This window comes from Bradyrhizobium betae (assembly GCF_008932115.1).
Taxonomy (GTDB): Bacteria; Pseudomonadota; Alphaproteobacteria; order Rhizobiales; family Xanthobacteraceae; genus Bradyrhizobium; species Bradyrhizobium betae.
The window spans coordinates 6,658,697-6,684,804 of the sequence record NZ_CP044543.1 but is presented as its reverse complement, the minus strand read 5'-3'; the positions used below and the strand labels follow the sequence as shown (position 1 = coordinate 6,684,804).

Here is a 26,108-nt window from a genome sequence, read left to right as displayed (position 1 = left end):
CCTAGATTCCCTCAAACAGAGCGGTCGAAAGATACCGCTCGGAGAAGGACGGCACTATAGCCAGGATGGTCTTTCCGGCAGCTTCCGGCCGCTTGCCGATCTGGAGCGCCGCCGCGATCGCCGCGCCCGAGGAGATGCCGCCCGGAATGCCCTCCTGCCGCGCCAGCGCGCGCGAGGTCTCGATCGCCGTCGTCGAGCTGACCTTCACGATCTCGTCGATCACCGAGCGGTCGAGAATGTCGGGCACGAAGCCGGCGCCGATGCCCTGGATCTTGTGCGGCGTGTGCTGGCCGCCCGACAGCACGGGACTCTCCTCCGGCTCGACCGCGACGACGCGCAAGGACGCCTTGCGCGGCTTCAGCACCTGGCCGACGCCGGTGATGGTGCCGCCCGTGCCGACGCCGGCGACGAAGTAATCGATGTTGCCGCCGGTATCGTTCCAGATCTCCTCCGCGGTGGTGCGGCGGTGGATCTCGGGATTGGCGAGGTTCTTGAACTGCTGCGGCATCACCGAGTTCGGAGTCGTCTTCAACAGCTCCTCGGCCGTCGCGATCGCGCCCTTCATGCCCTGCGCGGCCGGCGTAAGCACCAGCTCGGCGCCGAGAAAGGCGAGCATCTTGCGCCGCTCGATCGACATCGATTCCGGCATCACCAGCTTCAGCCGGTAACCGCGCGACGCCGCGACGAAGGCGAGCGCAATGCCGGTATTGCCGGAGGTCGGCTCGATCAGCACGGTGTCCGGCTTGACGATGCCGGCCTTCTCCATCGCGATGATCATGGCCGCGCCGATGCGGTCCTTCACGCTCGCGGCCGGATTGAAATATTCAAGTTTTGCCAGAATGATCGCGTTCACGCCGTGCACGCCCGGCAACCGTCGCAAGCGCACGATCGGGGTGTCGCCAAAAGCCTCGACAATCGAGTCATAGATCCGGCCGCGGCCGGGTTGGTGCGCTGCACCCGTTGTGGACGATGCGTCCATGATGAACTCCCTGTGACGACAATTGCGCTTTGATCGCGGCTCTTTCCGCAGTTACGGACAGCTAGCGGCGACACGCAAGCGACAATGCGGCACATGTTAAATACGCTGCGTCGCAAAATCGCGTGATCTGTAATTAGCAGAAAACCAACGCATTTGTGTTGCGACCTCGTCAATTGATTCTGCTTATGTTAGACTTAGGTCTCAGAACAGGGAGGTCACCACGATGTCAGCAATCGCTGAAGTGTTGTCGACCGTAACGCCAAGGCGCGATCCGCGTTGCAGCGAATTGCCCACCTGTCCCGTATGCGCCGACTCCATGGTCGCAGCAGAAGCCTCCGCCTACGTCTCCGACCACGTGATCAGCTATCTCTGGACCTGCGACACGTGCGGCTACGGCTTCGTGACCAAGCACGCCGTCAAGCAGCGGATCGTCTGCAACTGACGGCCGTCACGCTTCAGCGCGGGGCGATATCGCCCCTCGCCCAGTCCTCGCGCGTACGCTGGTAGAACTCCTCGAACGTTCCGTGTGCGATCGCGTTCCTGATGCCCTGCATCAGGAACTGGTAGTAAGCGATGTTGATTTCCGACAGCAGCATCGCTCCGAGCGTCTCGCCGGCCTTGACGAGATGATGAAGGTAGGCGCGTGCGTAGTTGCGCGCCGACGGCCATGAGCTGTCTTCGTCGAGCGGACGCGGATCGTCGGCATGGCGCGCATTGCGCAAATTCACCTGACCGAAACGGGTGAAGGCCACGCCGTGCCGGCCGTTGCGCGTCGGCATCACGCAATCGAACATGTCGATGCCGCGCTTGACGGCTTCAAGAATATCGTCCGGCGTACCGACGCCCATCAAATAGCGCGGCCGGTCGGCCGGCAGGGCCGGCGCGGTCTCGTCGATCATCGCCAGCATCACGGCCTGCGGCTCGCCGACGGCAAGGCCGCCGATCGCATAGCCGTGGAAGCCGATCGCAGTGAGGCCTTCGGCGCTGGCATGACGAAGCTGCGGGATATCGCCGCCCTGCACGATGCCGAACAGCATGTAACCCTCAGGAGCACTCTCGAAGGCGCGCTTGCTTCGCTCGGCCCAGCGCAGCGACAATTGCATCGCGCGGTCGATGTCGTCGCGCTCGGCCGGCAACCGCACGCATTCGTCCATCTGCATGGCGATGTCGGAGCCGAGAAGGCGCTGCACCTCGATCGAGCGCTCCGGCGACAGTTCCACCTTGGCACCGTCGATATGCGAGCGGAAGGTGACGGCGTGCTCGGTCACCTTGCGCAGGTCAGACAGCGACATCACCTGGAAGCCGCCGGAATCCGTCAGCATCGGACCGTTCCAGCCGGTGAATGTCTGCAAGCCGCCGAGCGCGGCGATCCGCTCGGCGCCGGGACGCAGCATCAGATGATAGGTGTTGCCGAGCACGATATCGGCGCCGGCATCGCGCACCTCGCGCCAGTGCATACCCTTCATGGCGCCGGCGGTTCCGACCGGCATGAAGGCTGGCGTCCGCACCACGCCGTGGGGCGTGGTCAGGCGACCGGTGCGGGCGGCGCCATCGGTCGCGAGCAGTTCGAAATGATTGGGTAGATCGTTATTGGGTGGAGTCATGGCCGTGCTTATTGCGTGTCGGGCGGGGCCGATCAACCCGCTCTGACCGCGCAATGCATCAGAGTGGGACACATTTGTGATGCGGACTTGATCGAGCCGCAGCTTGCAAAATAAAACGATACAGTGTAGTTTTTTCTTGGGCGCTGGACGGGATGCTGCGGCAGATTTGCCAGCGGCCGCAGATACGTGATCGCCAGCCACCGCCAATGCCCTCCGCTTCATGTTCGACCGAAATGTCCCGCGCCTCGCGTGGCCAGACGAGGCAGACAGGCGCCCGCCTGATCGGATTTCTGGCGCTAGCCTGCAGCCTGGCGCTTTCCGCCTGCACCTCCCTGCCCCGCACGCCCTATACGGCCGCCGACGCCACCACGTCGCGCGTGCTCGATATCGACGGCTTGCGCCGCTACACCGACGACCCCGTCACGAAATTCAGCTTCCCCCTGACCAGGAGCTATCTGGCGCTCTCCGGCGGCGGCGCGGATGGCGCCTATGGCGTGGGCGTGCTGAACGGCTGGAGCGCGGCCGGCACTCGCCCGACCTTTTCGGTCGTGTCCGGCGTGAGCACCGGCGGCCTGATCGCGCCCTTTGCGTTTCTTGGATCGCAATACGACGACACGTTGAGGGAGGTCTACACCAGCGGCATTGCCGAAAGCCTGCTGAACGATCCCAGCATCATGCGCGTGCTGTTCAGCTCCGGCCTGTTCGGCAATAAGCGGCTGCGCGAATTGGTGGCGCGCTACGTCGGGCCGGAGATCCTCGAGCAGGTCGCGCGCGAAAACGCCAAGGGCCGACGGCTGCTGATCGTAACGACCGATCTCGACACCCAGCGAACCGCCATCTGGGACATGGGCAAGATCGCCGCCGTGGGCACGCCCGAGGCGCTCAAACTGTTTCGCGACGTGATGGCAGCCTCCGCCAGCATCCCGCTGGTGTTTCCGCCCATCCTGATCGAAGCCGAAGGCCAGGGGCGCAGATTCCAGGAGATGCATGTCGACGGCGGCGTGACGGCACCGGTGCTGACGCTGCCGGAGGCCCTGCTCTTCCAGGGACGTCTGCCCGGCAACACGAAGTCGAACATCTACATTCTCGTCAACAAGAAGATCGAGCGCAACTTCGAGCTGGTCTCCAACAGCACCATTGACGTCGCCTCACGCAGCCTGTCGTCGATCACCCAGTCGCAGACGCGGTCCATCATCTTCTCGACCTATGATTTCGCCAAGCGCAACAATCTCGGCTTCCACCTCTCCTACATCGCACGTGATTATCCGGCGCCGCCCTCCGAAGGGTTCGACACGGCCTACATGCGGGCGCTGTATCAATACGGTTATGAGAAAGCGGCGGCGGGACAGGCCTGGACGTCGACGCTCCCCTAGGACTGACGCGCCGGAACGACGTCCTTCGAAGACCGTTGACGATACGGCCAATTCGGCCAGATTGGCGATGACGCCCCCGCTCCTGCGCGTTATAGAGCGAATGACCATTGTTACGACCCCGCAGGAATCATTGGGCATGGGATTGGCTGCGACCAGGACAAGACGGGCAGCGTCACGGCGCGAAGTGCCGAAATCGCGCGGCGGACGGCCAACGAAAAGCGCCGCCATCGAGCGCGACCAGCGGCTGATCGAGGTCGCCACCCGCCTGTTCCTGGATCGCGGCTTTGACGCCACCTCGCTGGATGCGGTCGCCGAAGCGGCGCGCGTGAGCAAACCGACCGTCTATTCCCGTTACGGCGACAAGCGCGGACTGTTCACGGCGGTGCTGAGGCGTGAGATTACGCGCTGGCTTGCCCCGCTGTCCGCGGCGGCCGAGACGCAGCTCGGCAGATCGTCCGACATCTCCGTCGAGCAGCGGCTGGTCGAGATCGGGCGGGAAATGCTGACATTCACCTGCGGGCCGGACGCCATGGCGTTCAGCCGCATGATGACGTCACAGGCCATCAATTTCCCCGACATCGCCAAGCTCGGCATGGAAGAGGGCTGGCTGAAGGCGGTCGCCACCACCGCGCGCTTCTTCGATCACCTGGTGGCGCAAGGCGCCCTCGACATCGAAGACACCACCATTGCGGCCGAGGTGTTCCTCGACGTCGTCGTTGGCCACACCCACCGCATGGCGACGTTCGGCACGCCGATGGAAATCAAATTCGCCGAGAAGCGGATGCGCGTCGCGATCAAGCTGTTCCTAGCCGGCGCGCTGGGACCGGCCGGCCGCGTCAAGGATGCCGCCAAAGCCGCCCCGCGGCGCCGCCCCTCCCGCTGACAATTCCGTGAGCTTGCGCCCTGTCCCCTACGAGGGCACGTCCGCGGCATTGACCAGAATAAAACGATACGGTATGGTTTAGTTATAAGCGATACGGACCGCTTTTTCACCAGCCCCAAGGTGGTCCGCACCGCTAAGATCGCCGCAGCGGGTACAGCCCGCCGCAGCGCTCCGCGGCCGGCCGTTGCCCATGGTCGGCCGCGAATTCTTTACGATCATCCGGCACACTCGCCGGCCAAGGTTACGAGCATGGCCATTTTGGAACGTGCCGGATCTTCGAACGTACCAACGGTTTCGAGCATGACGGCAGCACGACAACACCTTTGGACGTTGTCTGCATTCGCCCTGTCGGCGCTGCTCATTGCTGCGCCGGTGCAGGCGGTGGTCTCGGCCGGTGGCACGCCCACCGCCCTTCACGGTGAGACAGATGGGAGCGCCGAGGCCGACCGGCAAGCGGTCAGCCGCGAGATCGAGCGCTTCCGCAGCTCGACCGTCTCGATCGGCCAGGCCATGGCCATTGCCGAGGCGCGCCACGCCGGCGCCATGACCGCGGATGTCAGCTTCGACGGCGCCTCCGGCGTGCCGGTCTACCGGGTCAAGACCCTGCACAACGACCGGATCTGGCGGCACACCATCAATGCGTCCACCGGCGAGCTCATCGGCGGCGAAGCCGCCCTGCCCCTGACCGAGCTCGAGCTGGACGATCGCAGCAATCTCGCAGCGCTCGGCGCAATCCGGCACCGGCTTGCGGACGCGGTCCGCGTCGCCGAGCAGGCGGCGTCAGGCAAAGCGATCAGCGGCGGGCTGGTGCGCGAACGCGGCCGGCTCAATTTCGCGATCGTCGTCATCAGCGGCGATGACCTCAAGGAGGTCATCCTGGAGCCGCCGGGCGCCCGGGCGAAATAGCGCCGGCCACAATCCCGCCCGAATAGCCATTGACGGGCGCCAGAGTCTCCCGCATAAGTCGCCGCCATGTTCACGACCACCAAACGCACGACCAAAACCACCACGGCCTTCGGGGCCCGGGGAGGCGTGCGCTTGTAGTCGTCGACTAGAACGCAATCAGCTCTACCGAAGCCCCGCCCATGATGGTCCGGGGCTTTTTTGTTGTCTGGATTTCAACGCAATGGAGGACAAAGTGAGTAACGATCCCGTCGTCGCGATTGTCGGCGTCACCGGTGCGGTGGGCGCCGAATTCATCGCCACCATGGACAAGCGCGGCTTTCGCGTCGGCAAGCTCAAGGCGCTCGCAAGCGCCCGCTCGGCCGGCAAGACGGTATCGTTCCGCGGCAAGGACGTCGTCATCGAGGAGCTGACCGAGCGCGCCTTCGAGGGCGTCGACATCGCGCTATTCTCCGCCGGCGGCAGCATCTCGAAGAAGTACGCGCCGCTCGCGGTCAAGGCCGGCGCGGTCGTGGTCGACAACTCCTCCGCCTTCCGCATGGACCCGAACGTGCCGCTGGTGATCCCCGAGATCAACGCCAACCGTATCCGCGACCACAAGGGCATCATTGCCAACCCGAACTGCGCCGCGATCACCGCGCTGGTGCCGCTGTGGCCGATCCACCAGAAGAACCGCATCAAGCGCGTGATCATCTCGACCTATCAGGCGGCAAGCGGCGCCGGCGCCGCCGCGATGGAGGAACTCGTCGAGTCTACCCGCGCCAATCTCAACGGGCAGGTCTATACGCCCAAGGTGATGCCGCACCCCTACGCCTTCAACCTCTTCAACCACAACACCGCGGTCGATCCCGACACCGGCTACAACGACGAAGAGACCAAGGTCATCAAGGAGACCCGCAAGATCTTCGAGGACGACAAGATCGCGATCGGCGTCACCTGCATCCGCGTACCGGTGCTGCGCGCCCATTGCGAGGCCATCACCTTCGAATGCGAGAAGCCGATCACCGAGGACCAGGTCCGCAGCCTCATGGCGCAGGCGCCCGGCGTTAAGGTGATCGACGACCGCGTGAAGAACTACTTCCCGATGCCGATCGACGCCTCGGGCCAGGACGACGTCCTGGTCGGCCGCATCCGCAAGGACCTCAGCGATCCCTCCGGCCATTCCATCTCGATGTTCGTGGCGGCCGATCAGCTGCTCAAGGGCGCAGCGCTGAACGCGGTGCAGATCGCCGAGCTGCTGCCGCAGCGGGTGATGGCGTAACGCACTCTAAATCCGTCATCCTGAGGCGTGAACCCGGCGGTGCAACGCACCGCTGGGTGAGCCTCGAAGGATGCACGGCCGCGACGCAGCGGCGGGGCCGTCGCCGTTCGAGGCTCGCCGAGGAGACGAGTACCTCCAGCGACAACGGCTACGCCGTTGCGCGGGGGTGACGGTGATAGAGCTATGTCCGGACGATCAATCCACCGCCCGAAACAACAAACACGCATCCCCATACGAATAAAACCGGTACCCGCGCGCGATCGCGTGCGCATAGGCCTGCTGCATCGTCTTGAGCCCTGAGAACGCCGACACCAGCATGAACAGCGTCGACTTCGGCAGGTGGAAATTGGTCAGCAGGATATCGACGGCGCGGAAGCGATAGCCGGGCGTGATGAAGATCGAGGTCTCGGCGCTAAACGGCTGGATGGCGCCGTCCTCGCTGGCGGCGCTTTCAAGCAGCCGCAATGATGTGGTTCCGACGGCGATGATGCGGCCGCCATTCTTCCGCGCGGTGTTGAGCCGCTCCGCGGTCTCGGCCGAGATCATGCCCCACTCGGCATGCATCTTGTGGCCTTCGGTGTCGTCCACCTTCACGGGGAGGAACGTCCCTGCCCCGACATGCAGCGTGATGCGGTTGATACCGATGCCGCGCTCGCGCAGCGCCTGCTCCAGCGCCGGGGTGAAATGCAGGCCAGCGGTCGGTGCGGCAACGGCGCCTTCGTTCGCCGCGAACATGGTCTGGTAGTCGGCGAGGTCCTGATCGTCGGGCGTGCGCTTGGAAGCGATGTAGGGCGGCAGCGGCGGGCTGCCGAGGTCGGCGATGGCCTGGTCGAGCGTGGGGCCGTGGAACGAGAAGCCAAGCGTCACCTCGCCCTCCGCACCCTTGGCCTCGACCTCGGCATCGAGATGGCCGAGCAGGCAGACCTTGCCTTCATTGCCGAAGCGGATGCGGTCGCCGGCTATGAGCTTCTTCGCCGGCTTCACCAGCGCCTGCCAGCGCGAGCCGTCGAGGCGCTTGATCAGGGTCGCCTCGATCTTCGGCTCGGTCTCGCGGCCGATGCGGCGGCCCCTAAGCTGCGCCGCGATCACCTTGGTGTCGTTGACGACGAGCTGGTCGCCCGGCCTGAGCCATTGTACGAGGTCGGCGATGGTCTGGTCGCGCAGCGCGCCGCCCTCCACCACCAGCATTTTCGCGGAGTCGCGCGGGCTTGCCGGGCGCAGTGCGATACGCTCGGCGGGCAGGTCGAAATCGAAGAGATCGGTGCGCATCCCTCACACAACCAATGTCATTCCGGACGCCGCGCCTCAAGCGCGGCGATCCGGAATCTCGGAATGAGGCGCGAGATTCCGGGTTCGCGCTGGCGCGCGCCCCGGAATGACGGCTCGTGGTTTACTCCGCGTCCGCCGCCATCCGCGCCTTGACGATCTTGTCGGGGTTCTGCACCGGCTCGCCGCGCTTGATCTTGTCGACGTTCTCCATGCCCTCGGTGACCTTGCCCCACACCGTGTACTGATTGTCGAGGAAGCGGGCGTCGTCGAAGCAGATGAAGAACTGGCTGTCGCCGGAATCGGGGCTGGCGGCACGGGCCATCGAGGTGGTGCCGCGCACATGCGGTTCCTTGTTGAACTCGGCCTTCAGTTTCTTGCCGGAGCCGCCGGTGCCGGTGCCCTGCGGGCAGCCGGTCTGCGCCATGAAGCCCTCGATCACGCGGTGGAACACGATGCCGTCGTAAAAGCCCTCGCGGACCAGTTCCTTGATGCGCGCGACATGGCCGGGCGCGAGGTCGGGGCGCATCTCGATGGTGACGGGCCCCTGAGTGGTCTCGAGGATCAAGGTGTTTTCGGTGGCGCTCATGCTCGTCTCTCTTGCGTTGGAGGTGAAGTCTTGTCGGGTGACGTTTTGCGGTTACGGAACAGGATCGCGAATGGACGCCCCGCGGCGGCGCCGGCCATTGCATCGGTAAATGGCATCGGTGTGCAGCGTTGCAACGCCTCCATCACCGCGATCCGGTATTGCAGCCGGTCATTGTCGGAGGCCTCCGCGGATTCATAGGTAATCCTCGGATGGCCCAGAATGTTTCCGGACCGGTTAAAGCTCACGACGACGGTGATGTCGAGTGGGCGAGCCCTGGCGGGCGGCGGCGGCTTCCAGCAGGTCCGCAAATGCCGGAAGACGTCCTGGATCGTATCGACCTGCGCGTCCTCTGCAGCGGCGCCAAAGACACCGGATAACAGCATCGCGGCAGCCAGCAGAACCCTGTTGCCGCAACGCGCCATCGCTCACCTTATTTGATGTCGGAGGCGACCTGCACCTTCACCATCTTGTCGGGGTCGGTGACGCTGCCGCTGGGTGAGCCGGGCGGCGCCTTCTTCAGCTTGTCGACGACGTCCATGCCCTGCACGACCTCGCCGATCACGGTGTACTGGTTGTCCAGGCTGCCGCCGTCGGCAAACATGATGAAGAACTGCGAGTTGGCGGTGTCGACGCTGTCGCCGCGCCGGGCCATCCCGACGATGCCGCGCGCGAAATGCACCTTGGAGAATTCCTGCTTCAGGTTCGGATATTTCGAGCCGCCGGTGCCGTTGAAATTCTGGCCGTCGCCGGTCTGCGCCATGAAGCCGTCCATGACGCGGTGGAACGGCACGTTGTTGTAATAGCCCTCGCGCGCGAGCTGCTTGATGCGCTCGGCGTGCTGGGGTGCGAGGTCGGGCCGCAGCTTGATGACGATGCGGCCCTTGGTGGTGTCGATGACGATGGCGTTGGCCTTGTCGAGGTTGGCCGGCAATTGCTGCGCCACCGCCGGCACCGCGAACACGAGCGCGGCAAGAACTGCGAGAATTCGGATCATGAGAACTCCGGATCAGAGATGAGAGAGGAAACGCGCCCGTATCAGGCGAATTTTGCCTTGAGCTGTGCCGCGACGAGCGGCGGTACGAAGGCCGAGACGTCGCCGCCCATGCCGGCGATCTGACGCACCAAAGTGGCGGTGATCGGGCGGACCGCCGGAGAGGCCGGCAGGAACACCGTGTGCACCTCGGGCGCCATGGTCCCGTTCATGCCGGCGAGCTGCATCTCGTAATCGAGGTCGGTGCCGTCGCGCAGGCCCCGAATCATGATGGTCGCGCCGTGCTTGCGAGCGGCGGTGACCGCGAGATCGTCGAAGGTGACGGCTTCCAGCACGCAGCCGGCCGCGGCCGCCACCGGCCCGCAGACCTCGTGCAGCATGGTCAGCCGCTCCTCGGTCGTGAACAGCGGCTTCTTGCCGGGATGGACCCCGATGGCGACCACCAGCCGGTCGCACAGGGGGACACTGTGCCGGACCACGTCCAGATGGCCGTTGGTGATGGGGTCGAAGGAACCTGGATAGAAGGCAATGCGCGGCATGGCCCCGTCCTACCGCGCCCCGCCCGGCCCGGCAAGCCGGACCGGTTCCCGCCTGCCATTCCGCCAGGCCATGTCGGAATCGCGCCGATTGTTTCGTCCTGAGGGTGGCCACGAAACAAAACGGAGCGCGAACGAAACCATTTCCCGCCTCCGCGAAGACGTCCGGAAACTGGCCATGGTTACTAATCCACCCAACGAATGACGGGCCGCATACTGGGCGTAGCGGCCGCATCACAGGGGACCGTCGATGATCAAGACCCTCTCAGCGATTGCGATCGCCGCTTTTGTGGCTGCTGCCCTCACCGTCCTTCCCGGCTTCGCTCCGGCCGTCGAAGCCAGCGTCCCGCAGCCGCTCGCCAAGGGCGACCGGCTCGATGTCCGCACCATCGGCAAGGACTGCTCGCAGCAGGCCTGGCCGAACTTCGAAGCCTCGTGCCTGCGTCGCGCCGGCACCAAGGCCAACATCCGCGAGGCGCGCCTGGTGACGGCTGACCGCACGCCGTAGGCGGGCTGTCAGCTTCGCGTCACATAAATCCCATGGATATTTGCGACGTCCCGTCGCAGACTACTTGATGCCCGCGCCCGTCGGAATGGCCCGCCGGGCGCGATCCCATTGAGGGGTTGCACTTGTCCAGCACGCCCGCGGTCGCTTCCGGCCATCATCCGGCCCCTCTCCCGATAGCAATGACCATGGGCGCCCTCGGGGTGGTCTATGGCGATATCGGCACCAGCCCCCTCTACGCCCTCAAGGAAGCCGCCAAGGCGGCTGCTCATGGCGGCACATTGAGCCACGACGCTGTTCTGGGGATTGCCTCGCTGATCCTGTGGGCGCTGTTGCTCATCATCTCGTTCAAATATGCGCTGCTGATCCTGCGCGCGGACAATCGCGGCGAAGGCGGCATCGTGGCGCTGCTGGCGCTGCTGCATGCCCGCCACGCCCAACCCGGCACCTGGCGCGCCCATCTGCTGGTGGTGGGCCTGATCGGCGCCGCGCTGCTCTATGGCGACGGCGCGATCACGCCGGCGATCTCGGTGCTATCAGCCATTGAAGGCCTCAAGGTCGACGCCCCCTCACTCGCGCCGGTGGTCGTGCCCGTCACTGTCGCCATCCTGATCGGGCTGTTCATGATGCAAAAGCAGGGCACCGGTTTCATCGGCCGCATCTTCGGACCCGTCATGCTGGCCTGGTTCGTCGTGCTCGCCGCGCTCGGCATCCACGGCATCGTCAAGGCACCGGCGGTGCTGGCCGCGCTCAGCCCGGTCTATGCCTTCGAGTTCCTGATCCACCAGGATTTCCACGTCTCCTTCGCCATCCTCGGCGCGGCCTTCCTGGCGGTGACCGGCGGCGAGGCCATGTATGCCGACATGGGGCATTTCGGCCGCTTCCCGATCCGGCTCGCCTGGTTCGCAATCTGCCTGCCGGCGCTGGTGCTGAACTATTTCGGGCAGGCCGCGCTGCTGATCACCGATCCGACCATGATCGAGAATCCGTTCTTCCAGCTCTGCCCGGACGCCCTGCACTATCCGCTGGTCGCCTTCTCGGCGGTTGCGACCGTGATCGCCTCGCAGGCGATCATCTCCGGCGTGTTCTCGCTGACCCAGCAGTCGATCCAGCTCGGCTTCCTGCCGCGCATGCAGATCCGCCACACCCAGAGCGACGCCATCGGTCAGATCTACGTGCCGCTGGTGAACTGGCTGCTCGCCGCCGCAACGCTCGGCGCCGTGTTGAGCTTCGGCACCTCGGACGCGCTCGCCGGCGCCTATGGCATCGCGGTGTCGCTGCTGATGGCGATCACCACGCTGCTCGCCGCGTTGCTCGCGATCCAGTGGGGTTTTTCGCCCTGGCTCGTCGTCGCCGTGAACGGCTTCTTCTTCGTAATCGACATGATCTTCTTCTCGGCCAACTCGATCAAGCTGTTCGAGGGCGGCTGGTTTCCGCTGCTGCTCGCCGCGCTCGTCGCCTTCCTGATGCTGACCTGGCGGGCCGGCGTGAAGCTGGTCGAGGCCGCGCGCGCGAAGCTGCGACAACCCGAGGAGGATCTGATCGAGACCGCAGTGAACAAGTGCAGCGCAAGGCTGCCCGGGACCGCCGTGTTCCTCGCCTCCGCGCCGAAAGGCGTGCCGCTGACACTCACGCAATTCGTCAAGCACAACCACGTCCTGCACGAGCGCGTCATCCTCGTCACGGTCCTGATCGAAGACGCCCCTCACATTGCCGACGAGGAGCGCGCCGAGGTGATCGAGATCATCACCGGCATCACCCGCGTGATCCTGCATTACGGCTTCATGCAGAACCCGACGATCTATGATGGGCTCAAGCTCACTTGCCGCCAGGGCAAGCTGCCCGGCATCGACCTTTCCGACGTCACCTACTACGTCGGCCGCGAGACCATCATCCCGCGCGAGGACGTCCCGGGCATGTGGGTCTGGCGCGAAGGCGTGTTCGCATTCCTGCAGCGGAACGCCGAACGCTCCGCCGCGTTCTTCGGCGTGCCGACCAAGCAGGTGGTGGAGTTCGGGACGGAGCTTGAGATTTAGCGAAATTCGTAGCCCGGATTTCGCTTCGCGCCGTCCGGGCTACGAGGGCTGAATGATCACTCCCCGCTCGTCTCCCCATTCGCGCCGTTGCCGCTCTCAGCCTCTTCCGTGATGTGCTCGACCGACACCACGTGCTCGTCCTCGGCGGTGTCGAACACGATCACGCCCTGGGTCGAGCGGCCGGCGACGCGGATGCCCTCGACCGGGCAGCGGATCAGCTGGCCCTTGTCGGTGACCAGCATGATCTGGTCGGCGTCTTCCACGGGGAACGACGCCACCAGATTGCCGTTGCGGTTGTTGACGCTCATGGCGACGATGCCTTTGCCGCCGCGGCCCGTGGTGCGGTACTCGTAGGACGATGTGCGCTTGCCGTAGCCGTTGACGGAGACGGTGAGCACGACCTGCTCGGCCGCCGACATCTCGACATAGCGTTCCGACGGAATCTGGAAGCTGCCGGAGGTCGTCTCTTCAGCCTCGGCATCCACTGCCGGCTCCTCGGCCGTGGCTTCGCCGGCAACCGCGCGGCGCATCTTCAGATAGGCCGAGCGTTCGTCCGAGGACGTCTCGACGTGACGCAGGATCGCCAGCGAGATCACCTTGTCGCCCTCGGCAAGCGCGATACCGCGCACACCCATCGAGGTGCGCCCGGTGAACACACGAACGTCGGTGACGGGGAAGCGGATGCACTGGCCGCCGGCGCCGGTGAGCAGCACGTCGTCGTGCTCGGTGCAGATCTGCACGTCGACGATCGCTTCGTTCTCGTCGAGCTTCATGGCGATGATGCCGGAGCGGCGGACGTCGACGAAGTCGGACAGCTTGTTGCGCCGGACGTTGCCGCCGGTGGTCGCGAACATCACATCGAGGTTGCCCCAGGTCGATTCATCCTCGGGCAGCGGCATGATGGTGGTGATGCGCTCGCCCTGCTCCAGCGGCAGGATGTTGATCAGCGCCTTGCCGCGCGCGTTGGGCGCAGCCATCGGCAGGCGCCAGACCTTTTCCTTGTAGACCTGGCCGCGCGAGGAGAAGAACAGCACCGGCGTATGCGTCGACGCCACGAACAGGCGGCTGACAAAGTCCTCGTCGCGGGTCTGCATGCCGGCGCGGCCCTTGCCGCCGCGGCGCTGGGCCCGGTAGGCCGACAGCGGCACGCGCTTGACGTATCCGGCATGGGACACGGTGACGACCATGTCCTCGCGCTGGATCAGGTCCTCGTCCTCGACCTCGCCTTCCTGCTCGATGATCAACGTCTTGCGCGGGGTTGCGAACTCGGCCTTCACCTCGGCAAGCTCGGTCTTGATGATGCCGAGCACGCGCTCGCGCGAGCGCAGGATGTCGAGATAGTCGGCGATTTCAACGGCAAGTTTGGAGAGTTCGTCGCCGATCTCCTCACGGCCCAGAGCGGTAAGGCGCTGCAGACGCAGGTCGAGAATGGCCCTCGCCTGCTCCATCGACAGCCGGATCGTGCCGTTTTCGCTGATGCGGTGGCGCGGATCGTCGATCAGCGTCAGCATGTCCTCGACGTCCCGGGCCGGCCAGTCGCGCGACATCAGGGTGTCGCGCGCGGTGGTCGGATCGGGCGAGGTCCGGATGACGCGGATCATCTCGTCGATGTTGGCGACCGCGATGGCGAGACCGACCAGGATGTGGGCGCGATCGCGCGCCTTCGCGAGCAGGAACTTGGTGCGACGCGTGACGACCCGCTCACGGAAGTCGACGAAGATCGCCAGCAGGTCCTTCAGATGCATGATCCGCGGACGGCCGCTGTCGAGCGCCACCATGTTGACGCCGAAGCTCGTCTGCAGCGGCGTGAATCGGTACAGCTGGTTCAGCACCACGTCCGGCACCGCGTCGCGCTTCAATTCGATGACGACGCGGTAGCCGTCTCGGTCGGATTCGTCGCGCAGGTCGCCGATGCCCTCGATCTTCTTTTCCTTGACCAGCTCGGCGATGCGCTCGACCATCGTCGCCTTGTTCACCTGGTAGGGAATCTCGGTGATGATGATCGCCTCGCGCTCCTTGCGGATGGCCTCGATCGCGACCTTGCCGCGCATCATGATCGAGCCGCGGCCGAGGTGATAGGCGGCGCGGATGCCCGCGCGCCCGAGAATGACGCCACCCGTCGGGAAATCAGGTCCTGGCACGATGTTGATGAGTTCTTCGATGGTGAGCGCGGGGTTGTCGATCAGCGCAACGCAGGCGTCGATGACTTCGCCGAGATTGTGCGGCGGAATGTTCGTGGCCATGCCGACCGCGATGCCGCCCGCGCCGTTGACCAGGAGGTTCGGGAACTTGGCCGGAAGAACCGAGGGCTCGGTCTCGTTGTTGTCGTAGTTCGGCTGGAAGTCGACGGTGTCCTTGTCGATATCGGCCAGCAGGGCCAGCGCCGACTTGGTCAGCCGCGCCTCGGTGTAACGATAGGCGGCCGGGGGATCGCCGTCGACCGAGCCGAAATTGCCCTGACCGTCGATCAGCGGCACCCGCATCGAGAAGTCCTGCGCCATGCGGACCATGGCGTCGTAAATCGACTGGTCGCCGTGCGGATGATACTTACCGATGACGTCGCCGACCACGCGGGCGGATTTGACGTACTTCTTGTCGGGCGTGTGGCCCTGCTCGTGCATCGAGTACAGGATGCGCCGGTGCACCGGCTTCAGGCCGTCGCGGGCATCGGGCAGCGCACGCGCCACGATCACGCTCATGGCGTAGTCGAGATACGACTTCTTCATCTCCTCGAAGATGGAGACGGGTCGAATATCCGAGGGTTGCGCCGGCTGGTCGCCGGGCTTGTCGTCGTCGTCAGCCAAGGGGGAATCCGGTGAGGTTTTATCTGGGAATCATATAGCGCATCGCCCCCCTGATAACCACCCTCGCGGGGGTCAAGGGAAGCGCTTTTTCCGCTTATTTTTCCAACGACTTAAGGCCTGAAAGGCGACGCGCTGGACGAACCTGGAATTGACCTGCCAAACCGTCCGCCCCGCCGGCCGGGCAGCACGGCGCGCCTGCCCCCGTCAGCCCGTTTGCCACGACGCAATCCAAGCTCACCCCAAACATGAAGCGGGCCCGGGAATCCCGAGCCCTTCCTGCCGATTAGCGAGATTTGCTCACACGAGATGGGAAGCGCCGCCGATCCGGTAGGCGCGTCCTCGTCTCGCGATTATCGTTCTCAGAACGGGATGTCGTCGTCCATGTCGCTGTTGCGACCACCGCCACCGCCGGCGGCAACCGCACGGCGCGGTGCGCTGCTGACCGGACCGGACGCGCCGAAATCGCCGCCCGGCTCGTCGCCGAAGCTGCCGCCTCCGCCGCCGCTGCGGCCGTCGAGCATCGTCAGGGTCGAGTTGAAGCCCTGGAGCACGACCTCGGTGGAGTACTTCTCGACACCGGCCTGATCGGTCCATTTGCGGGTCTGAAGTGCGCCTTCGATGTAAACCTTGGCGCCCTTCTTCAGGTACTGCTCGGCGACCTTGCAGAGCCCTTCATTGAAGATCACGACGCGGTGCCACTCGGTCTTTTCCTTGCGCTCGCCGCTGTTCTTGTCGCGCCAGGTTTCCGAAGTCGCGATGCTCAGATTCGCGATCGGCCGCCCGTCCTGGGTGCGGCGGATTTCAGGATCCTTGCCGAGATTTCCAACCAGAATGACCTTGTTGACGCTTCCCGCCATGCCGCTCTCCACTCCGAATGCCACTGAATGTCCAAAGGCGGGGTCCGCGCCAAACGGTCCTCTGCCACCCTGTTGAGGCGAACCTATACGCTTGCGAGCACGGATCAGCCCGTCACCCCTCAGGTTATCCCCATATATAGCATCGACGGCGGGCTCGTTCCAGATTTGTTCTCCGCCGACATTCGAAACACCCGTTGCTCGACAGCAGGGCTAGGCAGCAAAAAAAACGCGGATTTCGGCGGAACCCGATGGAACTTTTTTGGGTTCCCCGGCACAGGAAAAATCACTTAACATTCATTTACTTATCGCCCCCTCAGTTCGTCCCGGACTGTTGTATTTTGGAGACGGACTCTGGCGACAATGCGGGCTACGGTTGCTGCGGAATTAGATCATATGGGCGTCGCGCCTGACCGACCGCTTCGGGGATTTCACGAGAAGCGGGCAAGATATGGGAGAGACCGTAATGAACAAGATTCTGGCAATTGCATTTGGTGCCGCTGCGTTGGGCCTGTCTGCTCCGGCGAGCGCGGCAGATCTGGCCGCACGCCCCTACACCAAGGCGCCGATGGCCGTGCCCGCGCCCATCTACAACTGGACCGGCTTCTATGTCGGTGTGCAGGGCGGCGGCGGCTGGGGCCGTAGCGACGAGACCTTCTTCGGCGCACCGAATACGGCGATCTTCGCCGGGACCCAGAAGTACGACACCAGCGGCGGCTTCGTCGGCGGCGTGTTCGGCTACAACTGGCAGTCCGGCCCGGCCGTGTTCGGCATCGAGGGCGACTATCACTGGGCTGACATCAGCGGCCGTTCTGCCCAGATCAATGCCGGCGTCGGCGACACCTACTTCACGAAGATCCGCGGCTTCGGCGATATCAAGGGCCGTCTCGGCTATTCGACCGGTCCCGCCCTCTGGTTCGTCAGCGGCGGTGCCGCGGTCGGTGACATCCAGCACCGCTATGATGGCGTTCCCGGAAACGTCTTCGTCCAGAACGACTGGCGCTGGGGTTGGACCATCGGTGCCGGCGCCGAATACATGTTCGCTCCGAACTGGTCGGCCAAGGTCGAGTACAACTACATCGATTTCGGCAAGAGCTCGATCCAGTACTCCGCTGTGCCCACCAACCGCTCGGAGTGGACCGACACCGTCCACACCATCAAGGCTGGCGTGAACTATCACTTCAACTGGGGCGGCCCGGTCGTCGCGAAGTACTGATATCCTTCTGATATCACTTGCAGATCAAAGGCCGGCCTCGCGCCGGCCTTTTTGCTGCGCGCAGGCTGCCGGAACAATGGGTCAGGGACCATTACATTGTGCAACTGCTGTGGCTTTTGAGAGACACAACTTGCGGCTTCAATGGTGTAAGCCGACATCAGTTGGACCACAGCGTCCGATGCCCTTCCGAACGCACGGAAGGCAACAACAGAAACGGGACTGGGATTAGGTTGATAATGAAGAAGGTTTTGTTGGCTTCGGCCTGTTTGTTCGCTCTCGCTGCTCCGGCTTCGGCCGCTGATCTCGCAGCGCGCCCCTACACCAAGGCACCGGTGGCTGTGGCCTCGGTCTACAACTGGACCGGCTTCTACCTCGGTATCGTCGGTGGCGGCGCCTGGGAGAACGGCTCGGGCGATCCGAAGATGAAGGGTGGCTTCGTCGGCGGCACCGCCGGCTACAACTGGCAGACCGGCAACGTCGTGTTCGGCGTCGAGGCCGACGGCGCTTGGGCTGACGTCAGCGCTTCGGCGACCGGCGCGACCGTTGTCCCCGGCTTCGGTGTCGTGACTGCGACCGCAACCTCGAAGACCGATGCGATGGGCACCGTGCGCGGCCGCATCGGCTACGCCGTCAACCAGGTCCTGTTCTACGGCACCGGCGGCTACGCCTGGATCGACAACAAGATCTCCCTTTCCGCGCTCGGCGTGACCGCGTCGGACAGCAAGTGGCACTCCGGCTGGACCGTCGGCGCCGGCGTCGAAGCGTTCTTCGCGCCGCAGTGGTCGGTCAAGGGCGAGTACCTCTATCGCAGCCTCGGCGGCGAGACCTACTTCTCGGGCGCCCTGCCCACCGGCACGCTCAACTTCCACACCGTGCAGGTCGGCGTGAACTATCACTTCGGGGGCCCGGTGGTTGCGAAGTACTGAGCTTCGCCTCCAACGCCATCGCGTTACGAAAGGCCGGCCTTGTGCCGGCCTTTTTGTTTTCGCGCTAACGAACATCCAACCGTCAAGGAATCGTGGGGCGAGAATCGCACCCGCGCATTGGCTTGGTGAGTTGGGGATCCGACATGAAGATTTGTGCGCTGGCCGCGGCCGGCTTGTTCGCACTCGGCGCGATCGCGCCAGCGGCGGCCGCCGATCTGCCGCTCTATCCCAAGGCGGCGGTCGCGCCTGTCCTCACCTATGACTGGAGCGGCATCTATGCCGGCATCAACGGTGGCGGCGGCTGGGCCCATGCCTGCTGGAACGTAACCGGCGCGCTCGGCGTCGCGGTTGACCCGGCCGTCGGCGAAGGCTGCCACAACGCAGGCGGCGGCACGATCGGTGGACAGGTCGGCTATCGCTGGCAGAAGTCGCGCTGGGTGTTCGGCATCGAGGGCCAGGGCAACTGGGCCGACTTCAAGGGCAACAATGTCAGCGTAGCGCTGGCCCCGCTGACCAACCAGACCAGGATCGACGCCTTCGGCCTCTTCACCGGCCAGATGGGCTACGCCGTCAACAGCCTGCTGCTCTACGGCAAGGCCGGCGCGGCCGTGGCGCACGACAAATACGACACCTTCTTCCCGGGCGTGCCTGCGCTCGCGTTCAACAGCGTCAACCAGACCCGCTGGGGCTACACCATCGGCATCGGCGTGGAGTGGGGCTTTGCCGAGAACTGGTCTGTCGGCGGCGAGTACAATCATGTGTTCCTCGGCCATCACAGCGCCGACTTCGCCACCCTCACCGGCGGATTCCTCGCGCGCACCGACCGGATCGGCCAGGACATCGACATGGGCCTGATCCGCATCAACTACCGCTGGGGCGGTCCGCTCGTCGCCAAATACTGAGCCCATTACGAAGCCCCAAGGACTCCTCCAGGTCCTGCTCACACGCGGATCCCCCAGGTCCGCGTCCGAACGCGAACGAGGGGCCGGCCGTGCGCCGGCCCCTCGCCTGTTCCGCTCCTGCCAGATGCCGCCAGCGCGCCAACAATCCGTTGACGATTCGCAAGTCCCACTGGAAATCCGTCCTCGTTCTTCCTACGTTCGCTGACAACCCCATCGGCGCCGATCCCGGTTCCGGGCGAAGCGCGCCTTCAACATTGGCGCGATCGCGCGCTTTTGGGATTCCTTGAGGACCAGCGGGATGGATGAAGTGATCAAGGCGAAGCGCCAACAGCAGAACGCGGGCTCCAGCCTGCGCGCAATTACGATCCGTGGCGCACGCGAGCACAATCTGAAGAACATCGATGTCGAGATTCCCCGCGACAAGCTCGTGGTGTTCACGGGGCTGTCAGGCTCCGGCAAATCCTCGCTCGCCTTCGACACCATCTATGCCGAGGGCCAGCGCCGCTACGTCGAGTCGCTGTCGGCCTATGCCCGCCAGTTCCTGGAGATGATGCAGAAGCCCGACGTCGATCAGATCGACGGCCTGTCGCCGGCGATCTCGATCGAGCAGAAGACGACATCGAAGAATCCGCGTTCCACCGTCGGCACCGTCACCGAGATCTACGACTACATGCGTCTGCTCTGGGCGCGCGTCGGCGTGCCCTATTCGCCCGCCACCGGCCTGCCGATCGAGAGCCAGACCGTCTCGCAGATGGTCGACCGCGTGCTGGCGCTGCCCGAAGGCACCCGGCTCTATCTGCTCGCGCCGGTCGTGCGCGGCCGCAAGGGCGAGTACCGCAAGGAGCTCGCCGAATGGCTCAAGAAGGGCTTTCAGCGCGTCAAGATCGACGGCAGCTTCCATGAGCTGGCGGAGGCGCCGACGCTGGACAAGAAATTTCCGCATGACATCGACGTCGTGGTCGATCGCATCGTGGTGCGCGCCGACATCGGCCAGCGCCTCGCCGAGAGTTTCGAGACCGCGCTGAAGCTTGCCGAAGGCCTCGCCGTCGTCGAGTTCGCCGACGCGCCGGCGACTGCACCTGCGGAAGAGAAAGAGAAGAAGAAGACCGCGAAGATCCACGACAAGAGCGGGCCCGAGCGCATCCTGTTCTCGGAGAAATTCGCCTGCCCGGTCTCCGGCTTCACCATCCCCGAGGTCGAGCCGCGCCTGTTCTCGTTCAACAACCCCTACGGCGCCTGTCCGGCCTGCGGCGGCCTCGGCGTCGAGCAGCATGTCGACGAAGACCTCGTCATCCCCGACAAGGAACTCGCCATCGGCAAGGGCGCGATCGCGCCCTGGGCCAAGTCGTCGTCGCCCTATTACGTGCAGACGCTGACGGCGCTCGGCAAGCACTACAAGTTCGCGCTGACCACCAAATGGAAGGATCTGCCGAAGAAGACCAAGGACGCGATCCTGCATGGCTCCGGCGAGGACGAGATCAAGTTCTCCTACGAGGACGGGGTGCGCTCCTACGACACCAAGAAGCCGTTCGAAGGCGTCATCACCAACATCAACCGCCGCTACCGCGAGACCGAGAGCGAATGGGCGCGCGAGGAACTCTCGAAATATTTCCACGACGTGCCCTGCGGCGCATGTACCGGCTTTCGCCTGAAGCCCGAGGCGCTCTGCGTCAAGATCGGCGGCAAGCATATCGGCGAGATCTCGGAGCTGTCGGTCAAGGGCGCCGGCGCCTGGTTCGAGACCGTGCCGGAGGCGCTGAACACGCAGCAGAACGAGATCGCCGGACGTATCCTGAAGGAGATCCGCGAGCGCCTCACCTTCCTGCTCGACGTCGGCCTCAACTACCTCACGCTGTCGCGCTCCTCCGGCACGCTGTCCGGCGGCGAGAGCCAGCGCATCCGCCTGGCCTCGCAGATCGGCTCGGGCCTGACGGGCGTGCTCTACGTGCTGGACGAGCCCTCGATCGGCCTGCACCAGCGCGACAACGCGCGCCTGCTCGACACCCTGAAGCGGCTGCGCGACCTCGGCAACACCGTGATCGTGGTCGAGCATGACGAGGATGCCATCCTGCTCGCCGACTACGTGCTCGACATCGGCCCCGGCGCCGGCATGCACGGCGGCAACATCATCGCCGAAGGCACGCCCGCCGAAATCATGCGCAACCCGAAATCGCTGACCGGCAAGTACCTCACCGGCGAGCTCGAGGTCGAGGTGCCCGAGCGGCGCCCGCCCAACCATCGCCGCACCATCAAGGTGGTGAACGCGCGCGGCAATAATCTCAAGAACGTCACGGCCGAGATTCCGCTCGGCCTGTTCACCGCGGTCACCGGCGTCTCCGGCGGCGGCAAGTCGACGCTGCTGATCGACACGCTCTACAAGGCCATCGCCCGCAAGCTGAACAATGCCAGCGAAGGCGCCGCGCCGCACGACCGCATCGAGGGCCTCGAGCACATCGACAAGATCATCGACATCGACCAGTCGCCGATCGGCCGCACGCCGCGCTCCAACCCCGCGACCTATACCGGCGCCTTCACGCCGATCCGCGAATGGTTCGCCGGCCTGCCGGAGTCCAAGGCGCGCGGCTACGAGCCAGGGCGCTTCTCCTTCAACGTCAAGGGCGGCCGCTGCGAGGCGTGCCAGGGCGACGGCGTCATCAAGATCGAGATGCACTTTTTGCCTGACGTCTACGTCACCTGCGACGTCTGCAAGGGCAAGCGCTACAATCGCGAGACGCTGGAGGTCCTGTTCAAGGGCAAGAGCATCGCCGACGTGCTCGACATGACCGTCGAGGAAGCCGCCGAGTTCTTCAAGGCGGTGCCGCGCGTGCGCGAAACCTTCCAGACCCTGCACCGCGTCGGCCTCGACTATATCCACGTCGGTCAGCAGGCCACTACGCTGTCCGGCGGCGAAGCCCAGCGCGTCAAGCTCGCCAAGGAATTGTCCAAGCGCGCCACCGGCCGCACGCTCTACATCCTGGACGAGCCCACCACCGGCCTGCACTTCCACGACGTCAAGAAGCTCTTGGAAGTGCTGCACGAGCTGGTCGCGCAGGGCAACACGGTCGTCGTCATCGAGCACAATCTCGAAGTCATCAAGACCGCCGACTGGGTCATCGACCTCGGCCCCGAAGGCGGCGACGGCGGCGGCGAGATCGTCGCCTGGGGCCCGCCGGAGGATATCGCGAAGGCGCCGCGGAGCTATACGGGCAAGTTCCTGGCGCCGGTGCTGAAGAAAGCACGGAAGCCGAAGCGCGACAGGACGAGCGAGGCGGCGGAGTGATACCCCCGCCGTGTGGGCGCGCTATAGCGAACGAGATCGGAAACGAATCTCGTCGATCACAACATAACGGCCGTGGAGGCCTTGAGCGAACTCGTTGATGGCCTCCAGTAGCCGCGCCAGCACAAGCGGCCCGTTACCCGGATCGATACGCAGCAAGATCAGGCCGGGAACGGGGTGGCCGCGGCGAAAGACAAGCTCGCCAAAATCCTTGTCGGCCGTGAGGAGAAGACGACCTTCCCGGGACGCCAACGCGATGACCTCCACGTCGCTCAGACTGGCCGCGAATTCGGCAATGGAGAGCACATCGTGACCAGCGCCGCGCAGCTCTCGAACCAGAGAGGCTGTGACACCCTCGTCCGCCAGCCAGAGCATGATCAGCGATAAATGATGTCTTCGTCGGCCAAATAGTCGGCAGCGAAGGCTTGGGCCGCCCGAATATCATCAGGCGTAAGCCGCGGATGCTCCGCGATGATGGTCTCGGCCGTCATGCCCGCGCCCAGTTCGCGCAGCAGCAGTTCGACCGGCACGCGCGTTCCGCGGATGACAGGCTTGCCGTCCATGATCGCCGGGTTGATTTCAATCCGCTCGTGCCGCATGGCTTTCCTCGAATTCTGCCCAATAATAGCACGCGACGTCTCACTTGTCAGCGAGCTCCAAACCCAGCCCGATGCCCTACTCCCTCGCCATCTTCGATCTCGACGGCACCCTCGCCGACAGCTTTCCGTGGTTCCTGCGCACCATCAACGACATCGCGGATCACTTCAGCTTTCGTCGCGTAGCTGATGAGGATGTCGAGGAGCTGCGCCATGCGTCGACGCGAGAGATCCTCAGCCGGCTCGAGGTGCCGTTGTGGAAGCTGCCGGCGATCGCGCGGCATGCGCGGCGGCTGAAGGCTGAGGCGGCGGCAGAGATTTCGTTGTTTACCGGCGTCGAGGCGATGCTGCGGACGCTGACTGAAAATGGCGTGCAGCTTGCGCTGGTGACGTCGGACAGCGAGGCCAATGCGCGCGAGAAGCTGGGCCATTCCGCCGCGCTGTTCTCGCATTTCGATTGCTCGGCGTCGCTGTTCGGCAAGCCCACGAAATTTCGCCGCCTCGTCCGGCGCGCGGGCGTCGAGCCGGGCAAGGTCATCGCCATCGGCGACGAGGTCCGCGACATCGAGGCGGCGCGCGCGGTGGGGGTTGCCTGCGGCGCGGTGTGCTGGGGCTATGCGGCGCCGGCGGCGCTGCGGGCGCGGGCGCCGGATTACGTGTTCGAGCGGATGGACGAGATCGCGGACGCGGTCCGCCGAAATCGTAGGGTGGGTTAGCCCTGCAGATGCGCGAAGCGCATCTGCTCGGCGTAACCCACCATTCCTCCGCGATTGCGGGACGAAGTTGGTGGGTTACGCTAACGCTAACCCACCCTACAGAGCCCTATTCCGTCCTCCGCAAAAACGCCCCGAACGCGCGCGGGCCGTCGCCGGTCTTGACCTCGCCGATCACCTTCAGCTCGGCCGCGTCGATAATAACGAGCGTGTTGCTTTCCCAGCAGGCGACGACGATGCGCTTGCCGTCGGCGGTCGCGGCAATGCCTTCGGGATAGTCGCCGACATTGATGCGCTTCACCGGCTTCAGCGTCGCCAGGTCGAACACGCTGACGGTGCCGCCATATTGATCGGTGACGAAGCCGCGCCCCTGCGTCAGCGCCACCGCGTAGGGACGCATCCCGACCGGCAAGCGGCCGATCTCGCGCGCTTCCCCGATGTCGATCACGGAGACGTCGTCGGAGCCGACATTGGCGGTGTAGGCGCGCCTGCCCTCGGCATCGATGGTGACGCCGAACGGCCGGGTGCCGACCTTGACGGTCGCCTTGCGCACGCGCGTGACCGTGTCCACGACCGAGACGCTGTCGTCGTCGCGGTCGGCCGAGAGCAGCAGCTTGCCATCCGGCGTCACGGCGAGGCCCGACGGCGAGGCCCCGACCGCGATGCTGGCCGTGACGCTGCGCGTCGCCGCGTCGATCACCCGCACCGCCGCCGCGTACCAGTCGGCGACATAGACGGTCCGGCCGTCGGGCGCGACCGCAATGCCGAGCGGGCCGCCGCCGACCTCGATGCGGCCGGCGACCTGTCGCGTTGCCGCGTCCACCACCGTCACGGCCTTGGCGTCGGGGCTCGTCACATAGGCAAAGCGCCCGTCCGCGCTGACAGCGACGCCGGCCGGCTTGCCGCCGATCGGGATGGTCGCGACGCTGCGCGCGGTGGCGAGGTCCACCACCATCAGGTCGTCGCTGAGCTGGTTGGTGACGAACGCCTCTTCGGCGGAGGCGCAGCCAAACCCGGCGAGGCAAAGGCTGGCGGCGAGCGCCGCCAGGACCCGCGCCCGCACGGTCAGCTTCCGCTCTCGATCTTCTTCTTCAGCGCCTCGAGGCCGACCTTGTAGAGCCCGCTCACCGCCTTCACCGCAGCCTCGTCGTTCAGTTCCGGCGGCGGATCGTTGTTGGGGAAGCCGCGATAGAACGCGCCGGCCCATTCCACCTTCGCCTTGCCGTCGGGCGCCGGCGACACCGTCAGGGTCGAGGAGTAGTTGGTGACCGGCAACACCTTCACGTCGACCTTGGTGATCCGGTACGAATAGCTGAGCATGTCGGGTTCGTATTTGTAGAGCTCCTCCTCCACGGTTGCCCCGCCCTCGAGCGTGAGCTTGCGTGTCGCGCCGATCTCGTTGCCCTTCTCGCCCTCGGTCTTGGTGACGGGCGGAAGCCAGCTCATGTCCTGGAAATTGCCGATCGCGGCCCACACCTTGGCCTGGGGAGCATTGATCTCGATGGATTCCCGCACCTTCTGCCGGGTCGGGCCGTGGGCCGAAACCGGCTCAAACGCGGCGCCCAGAGCCATTCCCGCCACCGCCAGCGCCGCCACTCCCGCGATCGCCGTTCCGCTTCGCATCCGCATGTCGTTTCCTCACCCTTGAATCTGCGCGACTTGGTGCGCGCTGGCCTCATCGTAGCGCATTTTGCGGCCATGGGGAGACCCGTTCGTGGCACGGTTGCGGCGGAACGCCTGCACGCGCCCACAAGCTGTTGCGTTGCCCGGCGGGCAAAACACCCAATGGGAGGGTCAAGACCACCGAGTGGAAATAATTCTCTTTATACGAATTTCGGATTATCGTAGATAAACACATCCCGTCCCGGGCCGAGGGGCGTTATCGCGATCGTCA

25 protein-coding genes are annotated in these 26,108 nt (G+C 64.9%); 12 read left to right on the top strand and 13 right to left on the bottom strand.

What is annotated here, in order from left to right; all coding sequences use genetic code 11:
* Position 1: 1 nt before the first annotated feature.
* Positions 2–979 (bottom strand): cysteine synthase A, encoded by a 978-nt coding sequence (cysK, locus tag F8237_RS32185; protein ID WP_151650100.1) that lies wholly within the window; start codon positions 977–979, stop codon positions 2–4.
* A gap of 223 nt (positions 980–1,202) precedes the next feature.
* Between cysK and F8237_RS32180 the strand changes: the two genes are divergently transcribed.
* Positions 1,203–1,421 (top strand): hypothetical protein, encoded by a 219-nt coding sequence (locus F8237_RS32180; protein ID WP_151650099.1) that lies wholly within the window; start codon positions 1,203–1,205, stop codon positions 1,419–1,421.
* 13 nt (positions 1,422–1,434) lie between these two features.
* Here the strand turns inward: F8237_RS32180 and tgt are convergent, their stop codons facing one another.
* On the bottom strand, positions 1,435–2,583 hold the full coding sequence (gene tgt, locus F8237_RS32175; protein ID WP_151650098.1) for a tRNA guanosine(34) transglycosylase Tgt: 1,149 nt from the start codon (positions 2,581–2,583) through the stop codon (positions 1,435–1,437).
* Positions 2,584–2,816: 233 nt separating this feature from the next.
* Between tgt and F8237_RS32170 the strand changes: the two genes are divergently transcribed.
* From F8237_RS32170 to F8237_RS32155, 4 genes are all read left to right on the top strand, one after another.
* A complete protein-coding gene (locus tag F8237_RS32170; protein ID WP_162006306.1) occupies positions 2,817–3,956 on the top strand; it encodes a patatin-like phospholipase family protein in 1,140 nt (379 codons plus the stop codon).
* 136 nt (positions 3,957–4,092) lie between these two features.
* Positions 4,093–4,839 (top strand): TetR/AcrR family transcriptional regulator, encoded by a 747-nt coding sequence (locus F8237_RS32165; RefSeq protein WP_162006305.1) that lies wholly within the window; start codon positions 4,093–4,095, stop codon positions 4,837–4,839.
* A 249-nt stretch (positions 4,840–5,088) separates the two neighbouring features.
* Entirely contained in the window at positions 5,089–5,745 is a 657-nt protein-coding gene (locus tag F8237_RS32160) for a PepSY domain-containing protein (protein WP_244626031.1), read from the top strand.
* 220 nt (positions 5,746–5,965) lie between these two features.
* Positions 5,966–7,003, top strand: coding sequence for an aspartate-semialdehyde dehydrogenase (locus F8237_RS32155; RefSeq protein ID WP_151650095.1), 1,038 nt, complete (start codon positions 5,966–5,968; stop codon positions 7,001–7,003).
* A 195-nt stretch (positions 7,004–7,198) separates the two neighbouring features.
* Here the strand turns inward: F8237_RS32155 and queA are convergent, their stop codons facing one another.
* From queA to coaD, 5 genes are all read right to left on the bottom strand, one after another.
* Positions 7,199–8,272 (bottom strand): tRNA preQ1(34) S-adenosylmethionine ribosyltransferase-isomerase QueA, encoded by a 1,074-nt coding sequence (gene queA / locus F8237_RS32150; RefSeq protein ID WP_151650094.1) that lies wholly within the window; start codon positions 8,270–8,272, stop codon positions 7,199–7,201.
* A 121-nt stretch (positions 8,273–8,393) separates the two neighbouring features.
* Positions 8,394–8,858 (bottom strand): peptidylprolyl isomerase, encoded by a 465-nt coding sequence (locus F8237_RS32145; protein ID WP_008131015.1) that lies wholly within the window; start codon positions 8,856–8,858, stop codon positions 8,394–8,396.
* Positions 8,855–9,280 (bottom strand): hypothetical protein, encoded by a 426-nt coding sequence (locus F8237_RS32140; RefSeq protein WP_151650093.1) that lies wholly within the window; start codon positions 9,278–9,280, stop codon positions 8,855–8,857. Before F8237_RS32140 ends, F8237_RS32145 begins: the two co-directional genes overlap by 4 nt.
* A gap of 8 nt (positions 9,281–9,288) precedes the next feature.
* A complete protein-coding gene (locus F8237_RS32135; protein ID WP_151650092.1) occupies positions 9,289–9,852 on the bottom strand; it encodes a peptidylprolyl isomerase in 564 nt (187 codons plus the stop codon).
* A gap of 41 nt (positions 9,853–9,893) precedes the next feature.
* On the bottom strand, positions 9,894–10,388 hold the full coding sequence (gene coaD / locus F8237_RS32130) for a pantetheine-phosphate adenylyltransferase (RefSeq protein WP_151650091.1): 495 nt from the start codon (positions 10,386–10,388) through the stop codon (positions 9,894–9,896).
* A 247-nt stretch (positions 10,389–10,635) separates the two neighbouring features.
* Between coaD and F8237_RS32125 the strand changes: the two genes are divergently transcribed.
* Both F8237_RS32125 and F8237_RS32120 read left to right on the top strand, forming a co-directional pair.
* Complete coding sequence (locus tag F8237_RS32125) at positions 10,636–10,893, top strand: hypothetical protein (protein ID WP_151650090.1); 258 nt, start codon at positions 10,636–10,638, stop codon at positions 10,891–10,893.
* Between the two features lie 179 nt (positions 10,894–11,072).
* Positions 11,073–12,926 carry a potassium transporter Kup gene (locus F8237_RS32120; RefSeq protein WP_151650089.1) on the top strand — a complete coding sequence of 618 codons (1,854 nt, stop codon included), beginning with the start codon at positions 11,073–11,075 and terminating at the stop codon, positions 12,924–12,926.
* A 56-nt stretch (positions 12,927–12,982) separates the two neighbouring features.
* Here the strand turns inward: F8237_RS32120 and gyrA are convergent, their stop codons facing one another.
* Both gyrA and F8237_RS32110 read right to left on the bottom strand, forming a co-directional pair.
* The gene (gyrA, locus tag F8237_RS32115) at positions 12,983–15,730 is read right to left on the bottom strand and encodes a DNA gyrase subunit A (RefSeq protein WP_151650088.1); all 2,748 of its coding nucleotides are present in this window, start codon (positions 15,728–15,730) and stop codon (positions 12,983–12,985) included.
* A 359-nt stretch (positions 15,731–16,089) separates the two neighbouring features.
* Positions 16,090–16,587 carry a single-stranded DNA-binding protein gene (locus F8237_RS32110; RefSeq protein WP_151650087.1) on the bottom strand — a complete coding sequence of 166 codons (498 nt, stop codon included), beginning with the start codon at positions 16,585–16,587 and terminating at the stop codon, positions 16,090–16,092.
* Between the two features lie 463 nt (positions 16,588–17,050).
* Between F8237_RS32110 and F8237_RS32105 the strand changes: the two genes are divergently transcribed.
* The 4 genes from F8237_RS32105 (at position 17,051) to uvrA (ending at position 22,908) form a co-directional block, all read left to right on the top strand.
* Positions 17,051–17,800, top strand: a complete 750-nt coding sequence (locus F8237_RS32105) for an outer membrane protein (RefSeq protein WP_151650086.1) — start codon at positions 17,051–17,053, stop codon at positions 17,798–17,800.
* Positions 17,801–18,036: 236 nt separating this feature from the next.
* The gene (locus F8237_RS32100) at positions 18,037–18,726 is read left to right on the top strand and encodes an outer membrane protein (RefSeq protein ID WP_151650085.1); all 690 of its coding nucleotides are present in this window, start codon (positions 18,037–18,039) and stop codon (positions 18,724–18,726) included.
* A gap of 143 nt (positions 18,727–18,869) precedes the next feature.
* Positions 18,870–19,628: an outer membrane protein gene (locus F8237_RS32095; RefSeq protein ID WP_151650084.1), complete on the top strand. Its 759-nt coding sequence runs from the start codon at positions 18,870–18,872 to the stop codon at positions 19,626–19,628.
* 298 nt (positions 19,629–19,926) lie between these two features.
* Complete coding sequence (uvrA, locus tag F8237_RS32090; RefSeq protein ID WP_151650083.1) at positions 19,927–22,908, top strand: excinuclease ABC subunit UvrA; 2,982 nt, start codon at positions 19,927–19,929, stop codon at positions 22,906–22,908.
* Between the two features lie 21 nt (positions 22,909–22,929).
* Here uvrA and F8237_RS32085 read toward each other — a convergent pair whose 3' ends face one another.
* Together F8237_RS32085 and F8237_RS32080 are read right to left on the bottom strand one after the other, a co-directional pair.
* On the bottom strand, positions 22,930–23,280 hold the full coding sequence (locus F8237_RS32085; RefSeq protein ID WP_151650082.1) for a DUF5615 family PIN-like protein: 351 nt from the start codon (positions 23,278–23,280) through the stop codon (positions 22,930–22,932).
* A 2-nt stretch (positions 23,281–23,282) separates the two neighbouring features.
* Positions 23,283–23,504: a DUF433 domain-containing protein gene (locus tag F8237_RS32080; RefSeq protein WP_151650081.1), complete on the bottom strand. Its 222-nt coding sequence runs from the start codon at positions 23,502–23,504 to the stop codon at positions 23,283–23,285.
* 71 nt (positions 23,505–23,575) lie between these two features.
* Between F8237_RS32080 and F8237_RS32075 the strand changes: the two genes are divergently transcribed.
* Positions 23,576–24,217, top strand: a complete 642-nt coding sequence (locus tag F8237_RS32075; protein WP_162006304.1) for an HAD-IA family hydrolase — start codon at positions 23,576–23,578, stop codon at positions 24,215–24,217.
* Positions 24,218–24,323: 106 nt separating this feature from the next.
* On the opposite strand, the gene F8237_RS32070 is transcribed toward F8237_RS32075, so the two are convergent.
* Positions 24,324–25,277, bottom strand: coding sequence for a YVTN family beta-propeller repeat protein (locus F8237_RS32070; RefSeq protein ID WP_151650079.1), 954 nt, complete (start codon positions 25,275–25,277; stop codon positions 24,324–24,326).
* 2 nt (positions 25,278–25,279) lie between these two features.
* Complete coding sequence (locus F8237_RS32065) at positions 25,280–25,843, bottom strand: SRPBCC family protein (RefSeq protein ID WP_151650078.1); 564 nt, start codon at positions 25,841–25,843, stop codon at positions 25,280–25,282.
* Between the last annotated feature and the right edge of the window lie 265 nt (positions 25,844–26,108).